The sequence below is a fragment of the Hydrogenophaga pseudoflava genome (assembly GCF_004353865.1).
Taxonomy (GTDB): Bacteria; Pseudomonadota; Gammaproteobacteria; order Burkholderiales; family Burkholderiaceae_C; genus Hydrogenophaga; species Hydrogenophaga pseudoflava.
On record NZ_CP037867.1, the window covers coordinates 854469 to 877364 of the forward strand.

The 22896-nt window shown below is 68.5% G+C and carries 20 protein-coding genes and 1 tRNA gene; 5 read left to right on the top strand and 16 right to left on the bottom strand.

Annotation, left to right across the window (positions count from 1 at the left end; all coding sequences use genetic code 11):
• The first annotated feature begins 18 nt into the window (after window positions 1-18).
• Window positions 19-645 carry a hypothetical protein gene (locus HPF_RS04235; RefSeq protein WP_133155832.1) on the top strand — a complete coding sequence of 209 codons (627 nt, stop codon included), beginning with the start codon at window positions 19-21 and terminating at the stop codon, window positions 643-645.
• Window positions 646-693: 48 nt separating this feature from the next.
• Here HPF_RS04235 and mdoH read toward each other — a convergent pair whose 3' ends face one another.
• The 11 genes from mdoH to HPF_RS04290 all read right to left on the bottom strand — a co-directional run bounded on the left by mdoH (window position 694) and on the right by HPF_RS04290 (window position 12840).
• Entirely contained in the window at window positions 694-2676 is a 1983-nt protein-coding gene (mdoH, locus tag HPF_RS04240) for a glucans biosynthesis glucosyltransferase MdoH (RefSeq protein ID WP_066158832.1), read from the bottom strand.
• The gene (locus tag HPF_RS04245) at window positions 2649-4217 is read right to left on the bottom strand and encodes a glucan biosynthesis protein G (RefSeq protein ID WP_133155833.1); all 1569 of its coding nucleotides are present in this window, start codon (window positions 4215-4217) and stop codon (window positions 2649-2651) included. Before HPF_RS04245 ends, mdoH begins: the two co-directional genes overlap by 28 nt.
• A 189-nt stretch (window positions 4218-4406) precedes the next feature.
• The gene (locus HPF_RS04250; RefSeq protein ID WP_133155834.1) at window positions 4407-5804 is read right to left on the bottom strand and encodes a sigma 54-interacting transcriptional regulator; all 1398 of its coding nucleotides are present in this window, start codon (window positions 5802-5804) and stop codon (window positions 4407-4409) included.
• A complete protein-coding gene (locus HPF_RS04255; protein ID WP_165961646.1) occupies window positions 5801-6490 on the bottom strand; it encodes a hypothetical protein in 690 nt (229 codons plus the stop codon). Before HPF_RS04255 ends, HPF_RS04250 begins: the two co-directional genes overlap by 4 nt.
• Window positions 6480-7898, bottom strand: a complete 1419-nt coding sequence (locus HPF_RS04260; protein ID WP_133155835.1) for a HAMP domain-containing sensor histidine kinase — start codon at window positions 7896-7898, stop codon at window positions 6480-6482. Before HPF_RS04260 ends, HPF_RS04255 begins: the two co-directional genes overlap by 11 nt.
• Before the next feature lie 4 nt (window positions 7899-7902).
• Window positions 7903-9246 carry a tRNA (N6-isopentenyl adenosine(37)-C2)-methylthiotransferase MiaB gene (gene miaB, locus HPF_RS04265; RefSeq protein WP_127804542.1) on the bottom strand — a complete coding sequence of 448 codons (1344 nt, stop codon included), beginning with the start codon at window positions 9244-9246 and terminating at the stop codon, window positions 7903-7905.
• Window positions 9247-9367: 121 nt separating this feature from the next.
• Window positions 9368-9727, bottom strand: a complete 360-nt coding sequence (locus HPF_RS04270; RefSeq protein WP_243721679.1) for a hypothetical protein — start codon at window positions 9725-9727, stop codon at window positions 9368-9370.
• 81 nt (window positions 9728-9808) lie between these two features.
• Entirely contained in the window at window positions 9809-10369 is a 561-nt protein-coding gene (locus tag HPF_RS04275) for a YaeQ family protein (RefSeq protein ID WP_133155836.1), read from the bottom strand.
• 74 nt (window positions 10370-10443) lie between these two features.
• A tRNA-Met gene (locus tag HPF_RS04280) sits at window positions 10444-10520 on the bottom strand.
• Between the two features lie 36 nt (window positions 10521-10556).
• Complete coding sequence (locus HPF_RS04285) at window positions 10557-11975, bottom strand: vWA domain-containing protein (RefSeq protein ID WP_133155837.1); 1419 nt, start codon at window positions 11973-11975, stop codon at window positions 10557-10559.
• Window positions 11976-12051: 76 nt separating this feature from the next.
• The gene (locus tag HPF_RS04290) at window positions 12052-12840 is read right to left on the bottom strand and encodes an enoyl-CoA hydratase (RefSeq protein WP_133155838.1); all 789 of its coding nucleotides are present in this window, start codon (window positions 12838-12840) and stop codon (window positions 12052-12054) included.
• A 152-nt stretch (window positions 12841-12992) separates the two neighbouring features.
• On the opposite strand from HPF_RS04290, the gene HPF_RS04295 reads away from it, so the two are divergent.
• The 3 genes from HPF_RS04295 to paaK are packed head-to-tail and all read left to right on the top strand — an operon-like array spanning window position 12993 to window position 15534.
• The gene (locus HPF_RS04295) at window positions 12993-13799 is read left to right on the top strand and encodes an enoyl-CoA hydratase-related protein (protein ID WP_133155839.1); all 807 of its coding nucleotides are present in this window, start codon (window positions 12993-12995) and stop codon (window positions 13797-13799) included.
• A gap of 2 nt (window positions 13800-13801) precedes the next feature.
• Window positions 13802-14242 (top strand): hydroxyphenylacetyl-CoA thioesterase PaaI, encoded by a 441-nt coding sequence (paaI, locus tag HPF_RS04300; protein ID WP_079364478.1) that lies wholly within the window; start codon window positions 13802-13804, stop codon window positions 14240-14242.
• The gene (gene paaK, locus HPF_RS04305) at window positions 14239-15534 is read left to right on the top strand and encodes a phenylacetate--CoA ligase PaaK (protein WP_066158796.1); all 1296 of its coding nucleotides are present in this window, start codon (window positions 14239-14241) and stop codon (window positions 15532-15534) included. Before paaI ends, paaK begins: the two co-directional genes overlap by 4 nt.
• Window positions 15535-15663: 129 nt before the next feature.
• Here the strand turns inward: paaK and HPF_RS04310 are convergent, their stop codons facing one another.
• Complete coding sequence (locus HPF_RS04310; protein WP_165961647.1) at window positions 15664-17631, bottom strand: ELWxxDGT repeat protein; 1968 nt, start codon at window positions 17629-17631, stop codon at window positions 15664-15666.
• Between the two features lie 452 nt (window positions 17632-18083).
• Between HPF_RS04310 and HPF_RS04315 the strand changes: the two genes are divergently transcribed.
• Window positions 18084-18644: a hypothetical protein gene (locus tag HPF_RS04315; protein ID WP_133155841.1), complete on the top strand. Its 561-nt coding sequence runs from the start codon at window positions 18084-18086 to the stop codon at window positions 18642-18644.
• A 16-nt stretch (window positions 18645-18660) separates the two neighbouring features.
• Here the strand turns inward: HPF_RS04315 and HPF_RS04320 are convergent, their stop codons facing one another.
• The 4 genes from HPF_RS04320 to HPF_RS04335 are packed head-to-tail and all read right to left on the bottom strand — an operon-like array spanning window position 18661 to window position 22890.
• On the bottom strand, window positions 18661-20472 hold the full coding sequence (locus HPF_RS04320) for a M61 family metallopeptidase (protein ID WP_133155842.1): 1812 nt from the start codon (window positions 20470-20472) through the stop codon (window positions 18661-18663).
• The gene (locus HPF_RS04325) at window positions 20469-20942 is read right to left on the bottom strand and encodes a DUF3429 domain-containing protein (protein WP_133155843.1); all 474 of its coding nucleotides are present in this window, start codon (window positions 20940-20942) and stop codon (window positions 20469-20471) included. The genes HPF_RS04320 and HPF_RS04325 overlap by 4 nt, the downstream gene beginning before the upstream one ends.
• 29 nt (window positions 20943-20971) lie before the next feature.
• Entirely contained in the window at window positions 20972-21685 is a 714-nt protein-coding gene (locus HPF_RS04330) for a DsbC family protein (protein WP_133155844.1), read from the bottom strand.
• A gap of 44 nt (window positions 21686-21729) precedes the next feature.
• The gene (locus HPF_RS04335; RefSeq protein ID WP_133155845.1) at window positions 21730-22890 is read right to left on the bottom strand and encodes an FAD-dependent monooxygenase; all 1161 of its coding nucleotides are present in this window, start codon (window positions 22888-22890) and stop codon (window positions 21730-21732) included.
• Window positions 22891-22896 lie beyond the last annotated feature (6 nt).

The following is a 22896-nucleotide window of genomic DNA, read 5'->3' on the forward strand; positions in this document are numbered from 1 at the left end:
CGCCCATACTCGCGTCCCATGTGGACGGCTCTGAACCTGTTGATGGCGGTGCTTTGTGTGGCGGTGGCCCTGTGGCTGCGGCCCTGGCGCATGCTGCGCGGTCCGCTGTTCACGCCGGCGCTCGCGTCCCTGGTGCTGCTGCCCTGGTTGTGGCTGTTGCCGCAGAAGATGCCGCAGGGCCTGCAGGTGCAGCTCTCGGGCGCCTGCCTGCTGGTGCTGATGCTCGGCTGGCCGCTGGCGGTGCTGGTGCTGGCGGGCATCGCGGCCGTGGTCTGGGTTGTGGGCCAGGCTGAACCGGCAGCGGTGCTGCAGCAGTGGGTGTGGACCGGACTGGTGCCGGCCACGCTGGCGCTGGGCATCGGCGCTGTGATGCGGCGCTGGCTGCCGCCCAACCTGTTTGTGTACACCCTGGGCCGTGCGTTTCTGGGCACAGCCGCCGCGGTGTTTCTCTCCGGCCTGCTGTTGGAGGGCCTCCAGTGGCTGGCCGGCGAGCCCGCCCGTGACCTGTCCCTGGTCGCGCGCTGGCTGATGGCCTGGGGCGACGCCTTCCTGACCGGCATGTTCGGCGCCATCTTCGTGGCCTTCGTGCCGCAGTGGCTGGCGACCTGGTCGGACCAGCGCTACCTCCAGCCGCCCAAGCCATAAAAAAGCCGCCCGGGTGGGGCGGCTTCGCGGTACTCGCAGGCGTGTGATTTACGCGGCCTTCAGCGCCAGGCGGCTGGCGTGGCGCCAGGCGCGGCGCAGCACGGCGGGTGACCACGACTCTTCGGGGATCAGCAGCGCGCCGCGGTTGCGCACCCAGGTGCCCAGTCCCACGTGGCCGGTCAGCACCGTGACGGGCACCGACAGCAGCAGCGGCAGGGCCACCGGCAGCAGCCAGGGCAGGGCGTCGGGGTTGATCAGGCTGGCCAGCGCCAGCAGCGAGGCGACGGCCAGCGACACCGGTGCCAGACGCGCCAGCGCATCGCCCCAGGCCACGCCCACGGCTTCCCGGGGGGGCGACTTCCACTCCAGCTTGATGCCGGTGATGGCGACCACCACAAAGATGGAGTGGCCCACCATGCGGATGGGGGCCAGCAGCACGGCCATCACGCTTTCCAGCACGGCGCTGCCGAGCAGAAGGCCGGTGCCGCCATAGCTGCGCTGCTCGCCCTTGAGCAGCACCGCCAGCACACCCAGCACGCGCGGCAGGAACAGCAGGCACAGCGTCCAGGCCCAGAGGCCGCCGGCCTTGCCGGGGAGGGCCTGCCAGGCGTCGGGCAGGCTGGGGCCGGAGACCAGCATGGCCATGCCCAGCAGCAGGAAGGCCAGCCACATCGGGGCCGAGAGGTAGGACATGGTGCCGATGGCGAACATGGCGCGGTGCACGCGGTGCAGGCCGGGCTCGGCGATCAGGCGCGCGTTCTGCAGGTTGCCCTGGCACCAGCGGCGGTCGCGCTGCAGTTCGGACAGCAGGTCGGGCGGCTGCTGCTCGTAGCTGCCGGTGAGGTCGGAGACCAGCCAGACGTGGTAGCCGGCGCGGCGCATCAGGGCGGCCTCGACGAAGTCGTGGCTCATGATGCCGCCGGACATGCCGCCCGTGCCCTTGATGGGCGCCAGCGCGCAGTGCTCCATGAAGGGCTCGATGCGGATGATGGCGTTGTGGCCCCAGTAGTGCGACTCGCCGAGCTGCCAGAACTGCATGCCCAGGGTGAACAGGCGGCCAGTCACGCGGCTGGCGAACTGCTGGGCGCGGGCGTGCAGCGTCTGGTGGCCGATGGCCTGGGTGGCGGTCTGGATGATGCCGGCGTCGGGATGGGCTTCCATCAGCTTGACCAGCGAGGCCAGGCAGCTGCCGCTCATCACGCTGTCGGCGTCCAGCACCACCATGTAGCGGTAGTCCTTGCCCCAGCGGCGGCAGAAGTCGGCCACGTTGCCCGCCTTGCGGTGGGTGCGGCGTTTGCGCAGACGGTAGTAGACCTCCACGGCCGGCTGGCCGGGCTGCGACACCAGGGCGGCGCGCAGCTGCTCCCAGGCCTCGCGCTCTGCGGCGATGGTCGTGGCGTCGTTGCTGTCGGAGAGCACGAAGACGTCGAACTGGCGCGCATGGCCGGTGGACGCCAGCGACTCGCAGGTGGCGCGCAAGCCGGCGAACACGGTGGCCACGTCCTCGTTGCAGATCGGCATGATGATGGCGGTGCGCGCCTCGGGGTTCATGGCGTGGTCGCGCACCGAGGCCGCCGAGATCGAGTGCCGGTCGCCGAACAGCATCACCCAGGCGCCCATCAGCGCGGTGACGAAACCGGTCACCACCCAGACGGAGAGCACGACGAACAGCACGGTGTACAGGCTCTGCAGCCAGGGCGAGCTGCCGGAGGGGTGTGCGGCGCTGAACAGCACCGCGGCCAGCACCGTGCTCACCACGGTGAGCAGCAGGAAGGCCAGGCGGCGGCGCTCGGCCGCGCGTTGCCATGCGGCCATGGGCACGACGCTGCGGGGCTCGCGGGGCGGCAGCAGGCGGCTGGCCGTGGCCAGCACGCCGGAACCCAGGCCGTTCCAGAAACCGCGCCAGGGGCGCGGCGCCATGGAGCCGCGGTTGAGCGGTGGCGCGGTCACTGCGTTGGGGTGGCGCTCTTCGCGCAACAGGCTGCGGGCGTGCAGGGGCGCGCTCACTCGGGCAAGACGGCGTGTGTCCATGTTTCGCTCAGGGTGTTGTTCTGGTGTTGGAGGAAGACGCGCAGCTCGACCGGACGGGCCGGGTCGAGCCGCTCGACGCGCAGGGTGACGCGCCAGCCGCGCTGGGTCGGGTTGGGGTAGGCCAGGGCTTCGACGATGCGGCCGTTGGCGTCGGCGCTGGCGACGGCGCGCACGGCGGCATCGGCCGGCAGGGCTTCCAGCGCCGGGCCGGCGAAGTCGAGCACGAACTGGGGCTGGCGCTGCTGCTCGCTGGCGCTCAGCTTGGTGTAGCCGTAGCCGCGGCGCGACTGCACCACCCATGCACCGGGCGGCGTCTGCTGGGCCTCGCCCTGCCAGGACAGCTCGTAGGCGAAATCCAGCGGCTGGCCGGGCGCCGGCAGCGTGGCCGGCACCCAGTAGGCGACGATGTTGTCGTGGGTCTCGTCGGGTGTGCGCAGCTGCACCAGCTCGACCCGGCCGGCGCCCCAGTCGCCCAGCGGGCGCACCCAGGCGCTGGGCCGGCGCTCATAGCGGGCCTCGATGTCCTCGTAGCTGGCGAAGCGCCGGTCGCGCTGCATCAGGCCGAAGCCGCGCGGCTGGCGCATGGTGAAGCTGCTGACCGAGATCTGGGCGGGGTTCTGCAGCGGGCGCCACAGCCACTCGCCGTCGCCGGTGTGCATCATCAGGCCGTCGGAGTCGTGCACCTCGGGGCGGAAATCGTTGTTGTTGGGCTGGTTCTCGCCGTGCAAAAACATGCTGGTCAGCGGCGCCAGGCCCAGGGTGTTCACGGGGCCGGCGCCGGCGCGCAGGAACAGCCGGGACGTGACAGTCATGGTGGTGCTGGCGCCGGGGCGGATCACGAAGCGGTAGGCGCCGCTGGCGCGCGGCGAATCGAGCAGGGCCAGCACGGTGACCTCGGTGGCGCCGGGCGCCGGGCGCTGCAGCCAGAAGTCGGTGAAGCGGGGGAATTCCTCGCCCTGGCCGCCCACGGTGTCGATGGCCAGGCCGCGCGCCGACAGGCCGTACTGCTGGCCGGCACCGAGCGCGCGGAAGTAGCTGGCGCCCAGGAACACCACCAGCTCGTCCTTGTAGGCGGGGTTGTTCAGTGGGTAGTGCAGGCGGAAGCCCGCGTGCCCGAGGTCGCCCCAGGCCTGCGGGTCGACGGTGTTGCGGCCGATGTCGTAGTCCGCGCTGCGGTAGGGCAGGTCGGTCACGCCCTCGGGCGCGAGCTCGTGCAGGCGCACCGCCCGCTTCTGGTAGAGGCCGAGGTGGAAGAACTGGGCCTCGAACGGCAGCGACTGGTCGCGCCAGAGCGAGCGCTCGGTGCGGAAGCGGATGTCCCGCATCTGGTCGTAGTCGAGCGCGGCCAGGTCCTCGGGCAGCTTGTCGCCAACCGGTTGAAACGGCGTCTGGGCGCGCTGGCGGGCGAGTTCGCCCAGGGCGTTCCAGTCCATCGCCTGAACCGCGCTGCAGCCCGCGGCCAGCCATGCAAACAGCAGCGCGCCCAGGCCTCGCCGGAGCGCGCGCGTAGAAGAAATACGGGAAGTGGTGGGCCAAGGCATGCCCTTTAAGGGCAAACCCTATGCCAGGTCGAAAATTCCGAATCGAATCAATGGCTTGCGATGAAAGGCCGGAAAAACCACCGGTTTTGGACGGGAAAAGAGGCGCGCACGGGCTCTTTTTGTCGCCGTTCGGCGACATCGTCCGCCAGAGGCGAAAAAAAACCGTTGTGAATCAACGGTTTTGGCTTGTCACAAAGCAGCGACAGGGTCTGCGCCGTCGCCGCCGTCCGCGTCGCTCTTGAACAGCCCGGGGGTCAGGGCGTGTTTCTGCAGCAGGCGGTAGAACTCGGTGCGGTTGCGCTGCGCCAGCCGGGCCGCATCGGCCACGTTGCCGTCGGTCATCTTCAGCAGGCCGACGAGGTACTCGCGCTCGAAGCGCTGGCGCGCCTCGGCGAAGCTCAGCACCTCGACCGAAGGCGTGCGCAGCGCCCGCTGCACCAGGGCCAGCGAGACCAGCGGCGTGGTGGAGAGCGCGCAGACCTGTTCGACCACGTTGTAGAGCTGGCGCACATTGCCCGGCCAGCTGGCCATGGTCAGCGCCTTGAGGGCTTCTGGCGCAAAGCCCGAGCTGCGCTTGCCGTACTTCGCGGCCAGCTGCGCCAGGAAGTGGTTGGCCAGCAGCGGGATGTCCTCGCGCCGCTCGGCCAGGGTGGGCAGGTGCAGCGTCACCACGTTGAGCCGGTAGTACAGGTCTTCGCGGAACTGGCCCTGGGCCATCGCCGTTTCCAGGTCGCGGTGGGTGGCCGAGATGATGCGCACGTCCACCGGGATCGACTGGCTGGAGCCGAGCGGACGCACCGCCTTCTCCTGCAGCACGCGCAGCAGCTTGACCTGCAGCGCCGGGGGCATGTCACCGATCTCGTCGAGCAGCAGGGTGCCGCCGTCGGCGGCCTGGAACAGGCCCTTGTGGTTGGCGTGGGCGTCGGTGAAGGCGCCCTTCATGTGGCCGAACAGCTCGGATTCGAGCAGGGCCTCGGGAATCGCGCCGCAGTTCACCGCCACGAAGGGCTTGCGCGCGCGCCGGCTGGCGCGGTGGATGGCGCGCGCCATCAGCTCCTTGCCGGTGCCGCTGTCGCCGCGCAGCAGCACGCTGGCATCGCCCTGCGCCACCAGGCGCGCTTCGGCCAGCAGGTCGGCCATGCGGCTGGAGCGGCTGACGATCTCGGCGCGCCAGGTCTCGTCGGCCGGACTGGCCGGCAGCGTGGGCGCGCTCAGGGCCAGGGCCTGCGCGATGCGCTCCAGCAGCTCCTTGGCCTCGTAGGGCTTGGTCAGATAGGTGAACACGCCGCGCCGCGTGGCCTCCACCGCGTCGGGGATGGTGCCGTGGGCGGTCAGCAGGATCACCGGCAGCGAGGGGTGGCGGTTGCGGATCTCGTCGAACAGCGCCAGCCCGTCCTTGCCCGGCAGGCGCACGTCGGACAGCACGAGCTGGGGGCGGTCGATGTCGAGCTGGCTGAGTGCCGCCTCGGCCGAGCCAACGGCGGTGACCTGGTAGCCCGCCGCGCCCAGCCGCATGGACAGCAGCCGCAGCATGTCGGCATCGTCGTCGACGACCAGCAGGCGGGCGCGGGCCGGGCTGGTGGTCATGGCAAAGGGCGTGCACCGGGCGCGGGCGCGCGCGGGGTGAGGCTGCGCTCGATGGCGCGCATGGCTTCGAGCCGGTCGTTGAGCACGTCGATGCGACGCTGCGATTCGCGCAGCTGCTGCGCCAGCCGGTCGGCCTGGTCTTCCAGCCGCCGCGCCTCGTGCAGCCGCCCGGCCAGCAACCGCGCCAGCGGGCGCAGCTCGATGGCCTCGGGCGCGTTGCTGGCCGCGACGCGTTGCAGCAGGCCGAGCGCGCGTGCGGTGTCGACGGGCACATGGGTCTGCGACAGCACCAGGGCCAGCTGCATCTGCCGTTCGGCCGAGGCGCCGGGTTCCCCGATCTGGGCCTGTTCGGCCGACAGTTCGCCGGGGCCCATGGTGCGCAGGCGGTCGGCGTAGAGCAGGGCCGCCGCGAGCGGCGAGGTGGCGGCCGGCGGCGTGGCGGGCGTGGCAGGCGCGGTGCCGCGGGCGGTGGCCGGCGGCTCGGGCGGCGGCGGTGGCGGGATGAGCACTTGCGGACTCTGGTCGGGCCCCGGGGTGCCGGCCAACGGCGGTGGCGGGAGCAGGTCGACCGGTGCCCCGGGCGGGGTGGCGCAGGCGGCGAGCACCAGCGCCAGGCAGAGCACCGGCAAGGTCCGGAGGGATGTGGCGGTGCGGCGCAGGCGCTGGGGCCGGAGGTCAGGATGCATGGGGCAGTTCGATGCGGAAGTGGGCGCCGGGGCCGACGGGCAGGAGCTCGATGCGACCCCCGTGGGCCAGAATGTACTCGTGCACGATGGACAGGCCGATGCCCGTGCCCTTGACCGCGTCGGCGGGCTGTCGCTCGCCGCGGTAGAAGGGTTCGAAGATGCGACCCCGGTCATCGGGCGCCACCCCGGGGCCCTGGTCCTGCACGTCGATCTGCACACGACCGGCCGTTGTGGCCAGCGCCACGCGGATCTGGCCGCCGAAGGGCGAGAAGCGGATGGCGTTGGACAGCAGGTTGCCGATGGCCGAGGCCATCTTGTCGCGGTCGACCGGCAGCACCACGGCGGGTCCTTCGACCTGCACATCAAGCTGGTGCGACTGCCAGCGCAGGCGCTGCGCCTCGACCTGGCTTTCCACCAGCGCGCGCATGTCGGTGGACTCGCGGCGAAGCTGGCGCGCCTCGAAGGCGGCGGCGTTGAAGCGCAACAGCGCCTCGATCTGCTGCTGCAGCGCCTGGGTGTTGCCCTGCAGGATGCGCACCACCTCGGCCTGGTCGGGGTTGAGCGAGCCGGCCACGCCGTCGCCGAGCACGGCCACACCTTCGTGCAGCGAGGCCAGCGGCGTCTTGAGTTCGTGCGAGATGTGGCGCAGGAAGCGCGCCTTGTCGGCGTCCAGCTCGGTCAGGCGCAGTCGCAGCCACTCCAGCTGCTGGCCCACGCTGCGGATGTCGGGCGGGCCCGGCACCTCGATCGGCACGTCCAGCCGGTTCTCGCCCAGGCCGACGATGGCCTTTTCCAGCCGGCGCAGCGGGCGCGCCAGCCAGATGCCGAAGCCGAAGGCCATCGCCACCGCGAGCGCGATCGAGCCGCCCACCTGCACCGCCAGCTGCTGGCGGTTGCGCTCGAAGCGCGTCTGCAGCGCGGCGTTGCGGCCGCCGATGATGGCCTGCACCTGCTGAGCGATGGCGGCGCTGTGGCCGTCCAGTTCGCGGAAGGCGCGGGCCACCTCGCGCTCGCGGTCCAGCGCGGTTTCGGGCTCGCCGTCCAGCAGGGTGGTGACGTCAGCGAGCTGCTGGCGCCAGCTGCGCACCAGGTCGGGCGAGACCTCGTTGTCCTGCAGCCGCACCAGGATGTCGCGCGCCTGGCCGGCGGCCTCCTCGAAGCGCTGGCGCAGCTGCGCGTCGCGCAGCACCAGCGACTGGCGCGCCGAACGCTCCATGGCCACGCTGCGTTCGGACAGCGACTGCGCCGCGGTGCTCAGTTCGATGGCCTGCGTCGCACCGTCGCGGCTCTGCGCCATCAGGCTCTCCAGCGTGAACAGCGCACGCAGGGCGCTGGTCCCCAGCAGGGCGCCGATGAGCAGGAACGCCAGCAGCAGCAGCTGCGGGAACGAGAAGCGCAGCCACTTCATGAGCTCAGGCAGGCTCGCGCAGCAGGACTTTACCGCGCAGGGAGTGCGGCAGCGCCTGCGTGATCTTCACGTCGATCATCTGGCCGATCAGGCGGGCGCTGTTCGGACCGCCGTCGAAGTTGACGATGCGGTTGCACTCGGTGCGGCCCATGAGTTCGGCTGCGTTCTTGCGCGACGGGCCTTCGACCAGGATGCGCTGCACCGTGCCTTCGCGGCTGGCGCTGATGCGGCGCACGTTCTCTTCCAGCACCGCCTGCAGGTGCTGCAGGCGTTTGAGCTTGACCTCGTGCGGCGTGTCGTCCGGGAGGTTGGCCGCCGGCGTGCCGGGGCGCGGGCTGAAGATGAACGAGAAGCTGCTGTCGTAGCCGACGTCGGTGATCAGCTTCATCATTTTCTGGAAGTCTTCTTCCGTCTCACCCGGGAAGCCGACGATGAAGTCGCTGCTCATGGACAGGTCGGGCCGGATCGCGCGCAGCTTGCGGATCGTGCTCTTGTATTCCATGGCGGTGTAGCCACGCTTCATGGCCATGAGGATGCGGTCGCTGCCATGCTGCACCGGCAGGTGCAGGTGGCTCACCAGCTTGGGCACCTTGGCGTAGGTGTCGATCAGGCGCTGGGTGAACTCGTTGGGGTGGCTGGTGGTGTAGCGGATGCGCTCGATGCCCGGGATGTCGGCCACGTACTCGATCAGCATCGCGAAGTCGGCGATCTCGTCCGTGTCGCCCATCCGGCCGCGGTAGGCGTTCACGTTCTGGCCCAGCAGCGTCACTTCCTTGACGCCCTGATCGGCCAGGCCGGCCACCTCGACCAGCACGTCCTCGAACGGGCGGCTGACCTCTTCACCGCGGGTGTAGGGCACCACGCAGTAGCTGCAGTACTTGCTGCAACCTTCCATGATGGAAACGAAGGCCGAGGCGCCTTCCACGCGCGCGGGCGGCAGGTGGTCGAACTTCTCGATCTCGGGGAAGCTGATGTCCACCTGCGGCTGGTTCAGCCGATCGCGTGCCTTGAGCATCTCGGGCAGGCGGTGCAGGGTCTGCGGGCCGAACACCACGTCCACGAAAGGCGCGCGCTTGATGATCTCGGCGCCCTCCTGGCTGGCCACGCAGCCGCCCACGCCGATCAGCACACCCTTCTTCTTGAGGTGCTTGACGCGGCCAAGGTCGCTGAACACCTTCTCCTGCGCCTTCTCGCGCACCGAGCAGGTGTTGAACAGGATCAGGTCCGCCTCTTCGGGGTCCTGGGTTTTTTCGAAGCCCTCGGCGGCGCCGAGCACGTCGGCCATCTTGTCCGAGTCGTACTCGTTCATCTGGCAGCCGAAGGTTTTGATGAAGACTTTTTTAGACATGGGAATCACCCCCTGCGCCGCTGGCGCGGCTTCCCCCTGGAAGGGGGACCACGCCTGTGGCCCGGCGAAGCCGGTTCCATGGCGTGTGCTGGACGGGGGCCCTGCAGTGGTTGGTTGGGGGTTACTGGCCGGCGCGCTTGCGCTTCTCGGCCGCTTCGGCTTCGGTCAGGATCCAGACGTCGTGGACCATGCCGTGGGGCTCGACGGTGTAGTTCACCAGCAGCTCTTTGCCGACGATGGCGCTGGAGAGGACGAGCAGGTTGTCGGGGCCCTTGATGCGGGCGCCCGGCGAGAGCTGGGCGGCCTTGCCGTCCATGCTGATGACCGGCGGCTGGGTCACGACCAGGGTTCCGCGCAGGGCGCTGGCGGGGAAATTGCGCGGGGCGTTCTGTGCCTGCACCAGGGAGGTCAGCGCACACAGGCCGGCGCCGGCCAGGGCCAGGGCGGTGCGTCGTGTGGCGAGGGAAAGGCAGCGGTTCATGGTGTAGATCCAGAGGCTGAGGGGTGCGTGGCGGCGGTCGCCGTCGCTGGCGCCGATTGTCTCACGCAGTGCGGTGGCCGGTCATTTCCAGCGCACGGGCTCGATGTGCACGCTGCCCAGGGTGCTGGAGAGCGTGAGCGCGCCGTCCTGCACCGTGGCTTGCAGCTGCATGCTGCGTTCGGCCATGGCCGCCAGCGCGGGCGCCACCTCGGTGGGCAGGCGCCAGACCTGCAGCCTGTCCAGCCGGGTCAGCTTGTTCTCGATGCCCTTCCACCACACGTCGGCGGCCGAGCTGAAGGCGTAGACGAACACCGCGTCGGCCTGGCTGCAGGCCTTGGACAGGGGTTTGTCCTCGGGCTGGCCGACCTCGATCCAGACCCGCTTGCGGCCGGTGAAGTCGGTCAGCGAGGCGTCCGGATCGTCCGGGTCGGACAGGCCGGCGCCGAAGGCCAGGGTGCCGTCGCCGCCGCAGGTGTCCTGCAGCTCGTGCGCCTGCAGCGCCATCGCCACCAGGCGGACCATCATGCGCTCGTCGGTCTCGCTGGGGTGGCGGGCCAGGGTGAGGGCGTGGTCGGCGTAGTAGCCGTGGTCGATGTCGGCGATCTGCAGATTCGCCTTGAAGATGGTGGACTTGATGGCCATGGGCGCTCCGGTGTCGCAAGAGATGCCGGGCAAGAAAAAACCCCTGAAAACAGCGTCTTCAGGGGTTTCTTGTCTGGTGGCGATAGGTGGACTTGAACCACCGACATCAGCATTATGAATGCTGCGCTCTAACCAACTGAGCTATATCGCCGAAGCCCGGCATTATAAGCCCATTTTTTCGAAGCGCTCAAGCCCCCTTGCGCGACAGCGGGGCCAGTTCCTCGCGGATCAGCCGGCCGATCAGCCGGTCCAGAGTGGCCACCGAGTAGTTCTTCACATCGTGCACCGTCTCGCGGCCCGGTCCGCTGGCCGGGTCGTCGGCGCGGTCGTAGGTCAGGAACACGAAGCGGCCGCCGGTGTACTGGGCGATCTGGCGCTGGACGAACTCGCCCTGCGGGTCCAGGCCGCTGGCGCCGACGCTGAAGACCTTGATGCCCTTGCCCAGCGCCACCTGCATCGCGGCGTCGTAGCGCGGCCGCTCGGGACCGAGCTGGGGCGGCGCGTCGGCCAGCAGCACCACCATGCGGGTGGCGCCCTCGCCGCGCCAGCTCAGGCGGTGCACCGTTTCGTGCAGCGCCTCGCTCATGGCCTCGGGGTAGTCGCCGCCGCCGTCGGCCTGCAGCTGGTTGAGCACCTTCTGGAAGGCGCCGAGGTCGTCGGTGAAGTCGTGGCTGCGCAGCACGAAGGGGTCGGTGGTGTCGCGGTAGGCGACCAGGCCGAAGCACAGGTCTGGCCGGCTGGGCAGGCGCGCGGCGTCGTCGGCGATGCTGCGCAGGCTGCTCTTGAGCTTCTGGATCTCGTCGGCCATCGAGCCGGTGGCGTCGATCAGGAACACCAGATCCAGGCGCGCACGCTGGGGCGCGACGGCGCCGTCCAGCTGCAGCTCCAGCGCGTCCTTCTGGCCCCGGCGCAGCAGGCCCTGGGCGGTCTGACCGCCGCGGGTGGCGGTCACCTCGTACAGCGTCGACTGGCCGGCGTCGAAAGACCGGGGGTGGAGCCAGACGCGGCCGGCGCTGTCGGTGCGCGCGCGCAATTGCGCACCGTTGGGCGAACGCACCTGTACCTGGGCGTCGGGCACGCCGCGGCCGGTGCGGTCCCGCACGGTGAGCAGGTGGCGCTCGCTGATGTCGCGCGCCTGGTGGGGCACCGGGGTGCGTTCACGGAAAGCCAGGTACTCGGCGAAGTCGGCGTTGTCGTCGACCATGCCGGCGGTCACGACAGCAGCACGGTCGGAGCGCGCGCCGCCGGGAGAGGAGGCCGGCGCGACCGCCATCGCCTCGGGCGCCGCCTCCATCGCCATGGTGGCCGGTGACGCAGCCTTGGCCACCGCATCGCGCGAGACGCCCGCAGCTCGGGAGCGGGGCAGGGCCTTGCCGATGGACACCGCTGGCTCAACAACTTCGGGACGACCGGGCACCTCGTGGGTGCGCATCGGGCGCCGGCAGTGGTTGGCGCTGGGGGGCGTGAAGTCGGGCTGGGCGGGCACCGCAGCGGCCGGGGCCACCGCCGGCGTGGGCTGAGCGGTGACGGGCACGCCGGAGAGCAGCAGCTGGCCGCCGAGCAGGGCGGTCAGCAGGCGGGACAGCCGGGGATTCTGGAGAGGCATCGTGAACTCCGTGGGGGTTGGTGATGCCACTGAAACGAACCGGCGGGCCGGACGGGGTTGAACCCCGTGAAAAAAATCAGCCGTGCTTGAACACCGCCTTGCGCTTGTTCACGAACGCGTCCATGCCTTCCTTCTGGTCCTCGGTGGCGAACAGGGCGTGGAACATGCGGCGTTCGAACATCACGCCGTCGGCCAGGCCGCCTTCGAAGGCGCGGTTCACGCATTCCTTGGCCGCCATCACGCTGGGCAATGAGAACTCGCAGATCTGCAGCGCCGCGCCCAGGGCTTCGTCCATCAGTTTGTCCAGCGGCACCACGCGGCTGACCAGACCGGCGCGTTCGGCCTCGCTGGCGTCCATCATGCGGCCGGTGAGCGCCATGTCCATGGCCTTGCTCTTGCCCACCGCGCGCGGCAGACGCTGCGTGCCGCCGGCGCCGGGGATGATGCCCAGCTTGATCTCGGGCTGGCCGAACTTCGCGTTGTCGGCGGCGATGATGAAGTCGCACATCATGGCCAGCTCGCAGCCACCGCCCAGGGCGAAGCCGCTGACGGCCGCGATGACCGGCTTGCGCACGCTGCGGATGGTTTCCCAGTTGCGGGTGATGTAGTCGCCCTTGTAAACGTCGGCGAAACTGTATTTCGCCATCGCGCCGATGTCGGCGCCGGCCGCAAACGCCTTCTCGCTGCCGGTGACGATCATGCAGCCGATGCCCTCGTCGTTGTCGAAGGCCTTGAGCGCGGCGCCCAGCTCGTTCATCAGCTGGTCGTTCAGCGCGTTGAGCTGCTTGGGGCGGTTGAGCGTCACGATGCCGACACGGCCCTCGGTGCGCACGGTGATCAGTTCGGGGGTGGCGTTTTCGCTCATGGTGTGTCCTCGGGTGGTGGGGGATGATTGACGTGAACGTCAACTATAGCCGCCCCGTTTTCGGGTGCAGCACCCAAGGGAAAACATTAACCGACCGATGGGTCGGTTAATGACAGAATGGCCCGTTCAAGAACGACAGGAGACAGCTTTTCATGAGTGCCGCCCCAGAAGACAGCAGCGTTCTCTATATGGAACACGGTGCCGTGGCGCAGGTCACGCTCAACCGGCCCGACGCCCTCAACAGCTTCACGCGCCAGATGCACCGCGACCTGTGGGCCGCGCTGGACCGCGCCGAGGCCAACCCGGCGGTGCGGGCGCTGGTCATCACAGGGGCCGGGCGCGGCTTCTGCGCCGGCGCCGACCTGTCGGAGTTCGACTTCGAGCCCGGGCCGGACCTGGTGCAGCGCGCCGATCCCGGCCCGGTGATCGACCAGGCCTTCAACCCGACGGCGCGGCGCATCCAGTCGCTGCGCATGCCGGTGATCGCGGCGGTCAACGGTGTGGCGGCGGGCGCGGGCGCCTCACTGGCCATGACCTGCGACATCGCCATCGCGGCGCCCGGCGCGAGCTTCATCCAGGCCTTCAGCAAGATCGGCCTGATCCCCGACGCTGGCGGCAGCTGGTTCCTGGTGGAGCGGCTGGGCCTGGCGCGCGCCATGGCGCTGGCGATGACGGGCGACAAACTCCCCGCCGCGCAGGCCAAGGAGTGGGGAATGATCTGGGACGTGCAGGACGACCCACTGGAAGCCGCGCTGGCGCTGGCCGAGCGTCTGGCGGCCATGCCCACCAAGGCCCTGGTCGCGACCCGCGCACTGCTGCGCGACGCGTCCACCCGCACGCTCGATGAGCAGCTGGACGCCGAGCGCGACACGCAGTCGGCCCTGGGCAAGACGCACGATTACATCGAAGGCGTGATGGCGTTCCGTCAGAAGCGCGCGCCTCAGTTCAAGGGGGAATGAGGATGACGCCGCAAGAACGCGCGACCAAGGTGGGCGAAACCATGTTTGCGGTGGATGTCGCGAGCAAGGACACCATGGGCATGGAGTTGCTGACGGTCGAGCCTGGCCGGGCGGTGATCCGCATGGCCGTACAGCCGCTGCACCTCAACGGCCACCAGATCTGCCACGGCGGCTTCATCTTCACCCTGGCCGACTCGACCTTCGCCTTCGCCTGCAACAGCCACAACAAGAACGCGGTGGCCGCCGGCTGCAGCATCGAGTTCCTCAAACCGGCGCACGCCGGCGATGTGCTGACCTGCGAAGGCGTCGAGCAGACCCTGCAGGGCCGGCACGGCATCTACGACATGAAGGTCACCAACCAGAAGGGCGAAGTCGTGGCCATGTTCCGCGGCAAGAGCGCGGTGATTCCCGGCCAGGTGTTTCCGGAGGAGGCAGGCGCATGAACCACTTTCCGCTCGAACCGATCGAGAAGGCCAGTGTCGATGAGCTGCGCGCGCTGCAGCTCAAGCGCCTGCAGGCCACGCTGCGCCACGCCTACCAGAACTCGCCGGTCTACCGCCGCAAGTTCGACGAGGCCGGCGTTCACCCGGACGACTGCAAAAGCCTGAGCGACCTCGCGAAGTTTCCGTTCACCACCAAGAAGGACCTGCGCGACAGCTACCCCTTCGGCATGTTCGCGGTGCCGCGCGAGAAGTGCGCGCGCATCCACGCCAGCAGCGGCACCACCGGCAAGCCGACCGTGGTCGGCTACACGCTCAAGGACATCGACACCTGGGCGACGGTGGTGGCGCGCAGCATCCGCGCCAGCGGCGCACGGCCCGGCGACCTGGTGCACGTGAGCTACGGCTACGGCCTGTTCACCGGCGGCCTGGGCGCGCACTACGGCGCCGAGAAGCTGGGCCTGACCGTGGTGCCCTTCGGCGGCGGCCAGACCGAGCGCCAGGTGCAGCTGATCCAGGACTTCCGGCCCGACATCATCATGGTCACGCCCAGCTACATGCTGGCGATTGCCGACGAGTTCCAGCGCCAGGGCATCGATCCGCGCGAGAGCAGCCTGCGCATCGGCATCTTCGGCGCCGAGCCGTGGACCAACGACATGCGGCTGGCGATCGAACACCGCATGCGCATCGACGCCGTGGACATCTACGGCCTGTCGGAGGTGATGGGGCCGGGCGTGGCCAACGAGTGCGTCGAGACCAAGGACGGTCCGACCATCTGGGAGGACCACTTCTACCCCGAGATCATCAACCCCGAGACCGGCGAGCCGGTGGCCGACGGCGAGATGGGCGAGCTGGTGTTCACCAGCCTGACCAAGGAGGCGCTGCCCATCATCCGCTACCGCACGCGCGACCTCACACGGCTGCTGCCCGGCACCGCGCGCACCATGCGCCGCATGGAAAAAATCACCGGCCGCAGCGACGACATGATGATCGTGCGCGGCGTCAACGTGTTCCCGACCCAGATCGAGGAGCTGATCCTCAAGCGCCCCGAGCTGACCGCGCATTACCAGTGCGTGCTCACGCGCGAGAACCACATGGACTGCCTGACGGTGGCGGTGGAGACGCGGCCGGGGCTGTCACCGGACAGCATCGAGGCGCGCGCGGCGGCCGAGCTGCTGCGGCACGAGATCAAGGTCTACGTCGGCTCCAGCGTCGAGGTGTCGCTCCAGCCCGAAGGCGGTGTGGAGCGCAGCCAGGGCAAGGCCAAGCGGGTGGTGGATTTGCGCAAGCATTGAGTCGAGCCGACACGCTCTGGCGGCGTCCGAGGTCCGTGTTCTGCCGGTCCCGCTCACCCAGAGGGGCTGCGGTGTTGAAGTGTTGGAAGCAACGCGAGGCGCTTCAAGCGCCCGCTTGTGTGTCTGCTTTTACCAGCCAAGGTTGGGGTGCGAGCTTCCGATCGGGCCGTCGTTCGGGTTAATGTCTTTGACCATGAAAGTGCCCGCCGACGTGCCATCGGTGGTCCACAGTTCCACGCCGTGGATGCCATCGTTGGCCGAAAAGAACAGTGCGTCATTGAACGCCCTGAAGCTATAGGGCGAGCTGCTGCCTGACCCTGGAAAGATGTCTTTGACCATCGTAGTGCCCACCGATGTGCCGTCGGACTTCCAAAGTTCATAGCCACTGTTGCCGTCGTTGGCCAAGAAGTAGAGAGCACCGTTGAATACCGTGAACCCCGGCACCTCCCCGCTGTAATACCAGGACGGGGTGCGGTAACTGCCACCCGAACCTGGGTGGATGTCTTTGACCAACACCGTACCGGTTTCGGTGCCATCGGATTTCCACAATTCGTAGCCGTTGCTGCCGTCGTCGGCCATGAAGTAGAGCGCGCCGTTGAAGACCGTCGGTTCGACAGGCGCGTTCCGCGACAGCCCTGGGTTGATGTCCTTGACCATCACCGTACCGGTTTCGGTGCCATCGGTTCTCCATAGCTCGACGTCATCGTCGCTCTGGAAGGCTGTGAAATACAAAGCGTCATCGAATACCGTGAAGTCTGCAGGGTGACTGCCGTTCGCTCCCGGGTGGATGTCTTTGACCAACACCGTACCGGCTTCGGTACCATCGGTTTTCCAAAGCTCATAGCCATTGCTGCCGTTGTGGGCCTTGAAGTAAAGGGCACCGTTGAACACGTTGAGGTCAACTGGAGAGCTGCCCACAGCTCCGGGATTGATGTCCTTGACGAGCACGGTGCCAGCAGCAGTGCCATCGCTTTTCCACAGTTCGAAGCCGTTGGTGTTGTCGTAGGCTTGGTAGTACAGGGCGCCGTTGAATACGGTGAGCTGCGTTGGGTAGTTGCCTGTTGCGACCGCGCCTGCGCCGGTGACCATCTCTGTGCCCGCTTCCGTTCCGTCGGTTTTCCACAACTGCTCGCCGTGGATGCTGTCGCGAGCCCGAAAGTACAAGGCTCCGTCGAACAATGTGAAGTGAATGGGGGCGCTGTACGAGATGCCGGGGTTGATGTCTTTCAGCATGACCGTGCCGGTAGTGGTTCCGTCGGTTTTCCAAAGTTCGGCGCCGTGGGTGCTGTCGGTGCCCGAGAAGATATAGACCCCGTTGAGTTGCGTGAACTCTGAGGGATAGCCGCTTGGGCTTCCGGTAAAGATGTCTTTGACCAACGTCGTGCCTGCTTGTGTGCCATCGGTGGACCAAAGTTCGTAGCCGGTGCTGCCATCGGTTGCAACAAAGATCCGCGACGCAGCAACGCTGAAGCCTTCACTCATTACGTAGTAGCCCACTCCCTCGAAGCGGTAGGTGTCACTCTGCGCGGCCTGCACTTGCTGCCGTTCGGCGTCGCTGGCGGTGTAGAAATGGGTGCCCGAGCCGGACCGGAAGAAGCGGTAAAGCGGCTTGAAGCCTGCGCCCGCCACCTGGCTGGCATAAAAGGCCACGCCCTCCAGCCTGTACTGAGGCAGGCTGGCTTCAATGTGCACCCGCTCGCTTTCGCTGATGGTGTAGAAGTGCACGCCGTTTTGCGTGTTGAGGAAACGGTAGACCGGCTTCAATCCAGCCGAAGCACTGGAGGCGGCAAAAAATGCCATGCCCTCGAAGCTGAAACTGGGCAAGTGGGCGATGACAGAGTCGCGCTCGCTGGGGTCGCTGGTGTAGAAGTGGGTGCCCGTGCCTGCGTTGAAAAAGCGGTAGACCGGCAGCAGCAAGGTGCTGGCTTTTTGTGCGATCAAACCGGACTTGTAGGCTGCTGAGGGGGCCGGCTGCCCAGCTCGGAGTGGTGTGTCGGGCGAGATTGACGCTGCTTCCTGGCGTGCATGTTCAAGGTCCTGTGTGTTCAGTGCAGATCCTTGTTCCAGGCGTTGCAATGACTCTTCAGGGGTGGTCATGGCGCTGTCTTCGGACTTGGCGGTCCCGCCCTCAGCGGCCCCCCCGCATGCGCTGAGCAAAAGTGCAGCGCTGGTGGCCAACGCAAGCAGGCTCAGCCAAGCAGGCCGATGCTGCGCAGGTGTGTGTGACATTTGGCTTCCCTTGATGTAATACAAACAAGTCACTATGGCAGGGAGATTCGCCGGAACCCGCCGCAGCAGCTTGCTGATGATGATGCGCGGCGTGAAGTATGTCCGCCCAGCTTGAAAAACGTGGACCTGAAGATGATCTGGTCGAGTGGAAAATGCTCGGGCAAGGCCAAACAGGTGGTCGACCGGCGGCCCAGGTGATGTCTGCGGCGTGCTTGCGAAATTTGTCAGTCTGCCGTAAGTAATTCTTTGGGCTACAGGTTAAACCCCGCTATTCGATTGGGAGCACGGTGGCTACATTGCTTGCCATCTGTTGGGGTTTCATGGACAAGAACACACTGCTCGTCAAGACCGATAAAGGCCGGGATGCGATGGCGCGCCGGGCGCCGGAGCTCGGGCCCCGCCTGCGGTCCATGCTGATCCTCGTGGATGGCAAGCGCAACGTCGCCGAGCTCGACAAGCTCGGGGCGGGCCTGGGCGGCGGTGCGGCCTTGCTGGAGCAGTTGCTGGAGCACGGCTGGATCGCACCCCATGACCCGAATGGGCAGCCGTTCAGCACTGCCCCGCTGGCCGACAGCCCGCCTGCACCGGTCGCAGCGCCAGCGTTGTCCACTGCCTCGTCTTCCACCGCCGCGGCTGCACCCGCGGCAACGGTGTCGCCAACCCTGCCCTTCCTGGACGCGCGCCGCCTGGTGGTCCGTTTCATCAACGATGTCGCAGGACCCATGGGCGAGCTGACGGCGATCAAGGTCGAGTCCTGCAAGACAGCGGCCGAGCTGCAGGCCCAGCTGCCCCGCGTGCGCGAAGCACTGCAGAACTACCGGGGCGCGGCCACGGTGCAGCGGTTCGACCAGGAGATCGTGCCGCAACTGCCGCGCCACTGAGGCGGCCGGGCGCTGCTCAGCCGGTGGAGCAGCGGGTCAGCCAGTCGCCCAGGCGGGCAGCGTCCTCGACCGTCAGCCGCACGGCGGTGTCGTCGGCGGGCCAGGTCAGCGAGCAGCGCAGCAACCGCCCGTCGCGCGAAACCAGGGCCGTGAGCGCGCTGCGGGTGCCGCGCAGGGCCGCCACTTCGTCGAGCTTGCGCACGCGCCAGGCCTCGGCCGGCAGGCCGCGCCGCGCGGGGGCGAATTCCACGCCCAGCCACTCGTCGCCCGCCGCCAGGCCGGCCGCCTCGCCCGCGCCGCCGCGCAGCACGTTCTTGACCGTCAGGCCACTGCTGTCGGCTGCAACGCGCAGGCCTAGCGATTGCGCCAGCGGCGCCTTGTCGCGGTGCACCTTGGCGCCGGCCGCCGCCAGCAGGTCCAGCACCGGCAGGTCGGCCGTGCCGTGCACCCACTGGGCCAGTTCGGCGGCGAAACTGCGCTTGCCGAGCTGGCGCAGCACCGTGGACAGGTCGGACTCGCGCATCGGCCCACCCTGCGTGCGGTGCCAGAGTGCGCGCATCACCTCGTCCAGCGAACCGCGGCCTTCGGCACGCAGCGTCAGGTCCAGACACATCGCCACCAGCGCACCTTTGGTGTAGTAGCTGATGGTGGCGTTGGGCGTGTTCTCGCCCACGCGGTAGTAGCGGGTCCAGGCGTCGAAGCTGGCCTGGGCCACGCTCTGCACGCGCTGGCCCGGGCTCTGCTGCACCTGGTTGATGGTCTTGGTCACCAGCTGCAGGTAGGTGGCGTCGTCGATCAGGCCGGCGCGGCGCAGGAACAGGTCGTCGTAGTAGCTGGTGAAACCTTCGAAGAACCACAGCAGCTCGGTGTGGTTCTCGCGCGTGTAGTCGTAGCGCTTGAACTCGGCCGGCCGCAGGCGCTTGACGTTCCAGGTGTGGAAGTACTCGTGGCTGATCAGGCCCAGCAACGTGGTGTAGCCGTCGGTGGCCTTGAGGGCGGCGGGCTTGGCGTCCTTGGCGCTGATCTTGGGCAGGTCGGTGCGCTGGGCGATGAGCGCGGTCGAGTTGCGGTGTTCCAGTCCGCCGTAGCCCTCGCCGCTGGCGTGCAGCATGAAGACGTAGCGCTCGTAGGGCGGCTGGCCGTCACCGTGCCAGAAGCGGATCTGCGCCTCGCAGATGCGGCGCGTGTCGTCCAGCAGGCGCTGGCCGTCGAACCAGCCGCCCGCGCCGCTGACCACGAAGCGGTGCGGCACGCCGCAGGCGCTGAACTCGCCGCTCCAGAACGTGCCCATCTCCACCGGGCAGTCGGCGAGTTCGTCGTAGTTCTGGGCCAGGTAGGTGCCGAAGCCCTGCTCGTTGGCCTTCACCGGGCTCAGGCCGGTGGCGACCTGCCAGCCGGCGGGCGCATCACCCGGCTGGATCTCGATGGCGTGCGGCTCGTCCTCGCGGCCGGCCACCATCAGGCACAGGCTGGTGGCGTTGAAGAAGCCGCGCGTGGCGTCCAGGAAGGCGGTGCGCACCGAGGCGTCGAAGGCGTAGACCTCCCAGCGCAGGCTGAGCGTGCGCTGGCCGTCGTTGTCCACCTGCCAGCGGTGCTTGTCGAGCTGTTTCACCGCCAGCGCCTCGCCGCCCTGCGTCGCGCTCAGGTGCTGCAGGTGCTGCGAAAACTCGCGCACCAGGTAGCTGCCCGGAATCCAGACCGGCAGCGTGAGTTTCTGTGATCTGGCCGGACGGGTGATGTCGAGGGTGACCGCGAACAGGTGGGCGCGGTGGTTCAGCGGCTCGACACGGTAGTGCAGGGCAGGGGTCGTGGGTTTGTTGCGGCTCACAGGGCTCCCGCGCCGATGAAGCAGCTCAGCGCTGCGATGGAAGAAAGACGGAAGCGCAGCGTGAGCCAGGCCTCCAGGCCGGCGCGGCGGTAGAGCGTGCGGTCGGCCAGGTAGCAGATGATCAGCACGAAGCCCAGCCAGGCCAGGCCCGCGAAGGCGGGCATCAGCAGCCCGGGCCAGGCCAGCAGCGAGGGCACGATGCCCCAGAGAAAGTGGTTGCGCTGGTGGTGCGGGACGTGCGGCAGCCCACGTTCATGGCGGCCACCGAGCCAGCCGATGCCCCAGTGAATGCCGCCGAGGAACGAGATGATCAGCGCCGCGTAGCCGGTCAGCGCGATGGCCACCCAGGGCTGCAGGGCCACGTCCACCAGCCACAGCAGCGCCGCCAGCATGACGAAGGGAATCAGACCGGCCTGGCCCAGGGTGCGGGCCAGCGCCGCGTCGTCGGGGTCGTGTAAAGGCAGGGTCATCGGCGAGGCGGCGTTTTCTTGAGGGCGTTTTACTTGGCTTCGGCCAGCAGCTTCTCGACACGGTCGGCGCCGATGGCGCCCGGCACGCGGGTGCCGTTGGCGAAGATCAGGGTCGGCGTGCCGGTGATGCGGTTCTTCTTGCCGAACTCCAGGTTGCGGGCCAGGGCGGCGGTGTCGCAGCTGGCGGCCGCCGGCGTCACGTCCTTGACCATCCAGTCGAGGAAGGCCTTGCCCTTGTCCTTGGCGCACCAGATGTTGCGCGACTTGTCGACCGAATCCTGGCTCAGGATCGGGTAGAGGAAGACGTGCACGGTGACGTTGTCGATCTTGGTCAGGTCGCGCTCGAAGCGCTTGCAGTAGCCGCAGTTCGGGTCTTCGAACACGGCCACCTTGCGCTTGCCGTTGCCGCGCACGATGGTGAAGGCGTCCTTGATCGGCAGGTCCTTGAAGTCGATCTCGGTCAGCTTGGCCTGGCGCTTCTCGGTCAGGTCTTCCTGGGCACGCACGTCGATCAGGTTGCCCTGGATCAGGAAGTTGCCCTGCGCGTCGGTGTAGAAGATCTCGCTCTGGTTGACGCGCACCTCGTACAGGCCTTCCATCGGGGTCTTGCTGATCTCGTCGATGGGCGGCAGCTTGGGCAGGCGCTCGGTCAGGTTCTTGCGGATGGTGGCTTCCTGCGCGAAGGCACCCAGGCTGGCGAGGGCCAGGGCGAGCGCAATGGCGGAAGTGTTGAGGAATTTCATGGGTTCGCCTGTGGCGTGAAGGTTGATCGGGGGCCGACAGCGGTTCAGGCCGTCTGGCCCATGGCCTTGCGGGCCAGCCAGTGTTTCAGCGGTCCGAGACGGTCGACGCCGCTCATGCCCCAGTTGCGCAGCGCCTGCACGCGGCTGTCGGTCTGGCCGAACAGCCCGAACAGGCCATCGGTCAGCCAGCCCATGGCGCCCACCTCGGCCTGCCGCGCGCGCTCGTAGCGGCGCAGCAGCTTGAGGTCGCCCAGTTCGCGCCAGAACTCGCGCTCGTGGACCACGCGCGCCAGTTTTGCCGCGTCGGCCAGGCCGACGTTCAGGCCCTGCCCGGCCAGCGGGTGCATGGCGTGGGCCGCGTCACCGGCCAGCGCCACACTGCCCTGCGCCGTCTGCGCGATCCAGCGCCGGGCCCGGGAAAGCTCCAGCGGCCAGGCCTGGGCCGGACCCTGCAACTGCATGCCGCCCAGCGCCGAACCACAACGTTCCTGCACCGCCTGTGCCAGCGCCTGGGGATCGGCGGCCAGCCATTCTTCGGATTGCTGAGCAGGGACAGACCAGACCAGCGCCACGGAGTTCCCCTGCGCACCGTCCAGCGGCAGCAGGGCGAGGATTTCTCCACGGGCGAACCACTGGCGCGCGACGCCGCCGTGGGGCTGTTCGGTGGTCAGGCGGGCGGCCACCGCCTTGTGCGGGTAGGGGCGGACGTCGAATTCCAGGCCCAGTTCCTCGCGGGTGGCGCTGCGCTTGCCCTCGCAGACCACGGTCAGCGCCGCCGGCACGGGTTCGTTCACGCGCTCGATGCCACACTGGAAGCTGATGGCATCGGCCAGGCGCTTTTCCAGCGCCGGCACGTCCACGATCCAGGTCAGCGCCTCCACGCCCTGGTCGGCGGCCGAGAAGTGCAGGTCGCCGCCGTCGTCGCCGTGCACCTCCATGCGGCTGACGGGCGTCACGGCCGCGGGCCCGGCGTCGCCGTCTTCGGGCCAGGCCCGCAGCGACTGCAGCAGGGCGCGGGCGCTGGTGTTGAGGGCATAGGCCCGGACGTCGGGGGCGGCGGCAGGGGGGCGGGGAGAAGCCACCAGCGCCACCTTCAGGCGCTCGCGCGCCAGCAGCAGGGCCAGGGTCTGCCCGACCACGCCGGCGCCACGGATGCACACATCAAAACGCCGCGCGGCGGCCGGAGACGGGGAGGGGAGAGCCATCCGGGG

Coding starts and splice junctions, on each gene's coding strand:
- HPF_RS04255 (WP_165961646.1), bottom strand. CDS start 6,490: ATGCATCCTGACCTCCGGCCCCAGCGCCTGCGCCGCACCGCCACATCC.
- HPF_RS04315 (WP_133155841.1), top strand. CDS start 18,084: ATGGACAAGAACACACTGCTCGTCAAGACCGATAAAGGCCGGGATGCG.
- mdoH (WP_066158832.1), bottom strand. CDS start 2,676: ATGGACACACGCCGTCTTGCCCGAGTGAGCGCGCCCCTGCACGCCCGC.
- paaI (WP_079364478.1), top strand. CDS start 13,802: ATGACGCCGCAAGAACGCGCGACCAAGGTGGGCGAAACCATGTTTGCG.
- HPF_RS04275 (WP_133155836.1), bottom strand. CDS start 10,369: ATGGCCATCAAGTCCACCATCTTCAAGGCGAATCTGCAGATCGCCGAC.
- HPF_RS04235 (WP_133155832.1), top strand. CDS start 19: ATGTGGACGGCTCTGAACCTGTTGATGGCGGTGCTTTGTGTGGCGGTG.
- HPF_RS04325 (WP_133155843.1), bottom strand. CDS start 20,942: ATGACCCTGCCTTTACACGACCCCGACGACGCGGCGCTGGCCCGCACC.
- HPF_RS04245 (WP_133155833.1), bottom strand. CDS start 4,217: ATGCCTTGGCCCACCACTTCCCGTATTTCTTCTACGCGCGCGCTCCGG.
- HPF_RS04290 (WP_133155838.1), bottom strand. CDS start 12,840: ATGAGCGAAAACGCCACCCCCGAACTGATCACCGTGCGCACCGAGGGC.
- HPF_RS04285 (WP_133155837.1), bottom strand. CDS start 11,975: ATGCCTCTCCAGAATCCCCGGCTGTCCCGCCTGCTGACCGCCCTGCTC.
- HPF_RS04260 (WP_133155835.1), bottom strand. CDS start 7,898: ATGAAGTGGCTGCGCTTCTCGTTCCCGCAGCTGCTGCTGCTGGCGTTC.
- HPF_RS04250 (WP_133155834.1), bottom strand. CDS start 5,804: ATGACCACCAGCCCGGCCCGCGCCCGCCTGCTGGTCGTCGACGACGAT.
- HPF_RS04310 (WP_165961647.1), bottom strand. CDS start 17,631: ATGACCACCCCTGAAGAGTCATTGCAACGCCTGGAACAAGGATCTGCA.
- HPF_RS04335 (WP_133155845.1), bottom strand. CDS start 22,890: ATGGCTCTCCCCTCCCCGTCTCCGGCCGCCGCGCGGCGTTTTGATGTG.
- HPF_RS04270 (WP_243721679.1), bottom strand. CDS start 9,727: ATGAACCGCTGCCTTTCCCTCGCCACACGACGCACCGCCCTGGCCCTG.
- HPF_RS04295 (WP_133155839.1), top strand. CDS start 12,993: ATGAGTGCCGCCCCAGAAGACAGCAGCGTTCTCTATATGGAACACGGT.
- HPF_RS04330 (WP_133155844.1), bottom strand. CDS start 21,685: ATGAAATTCCTCAACACTTCCGCCATTGCGCTCGCCCTGGCCCTCGCC.
- paaK (WP_066158796.1), top strand. CDS start 14,239: ATGAACCACTTTCCGCTCGAACCGATCGAGAAGGCCAGTGTCGATGAG.
- miaB (WP_127804542.1), bottom strand. CDS start 9,246: ATGTCTAAAAAAGTCTTCATCAAAACCTTCGGCTGCCAGATGAACGAG.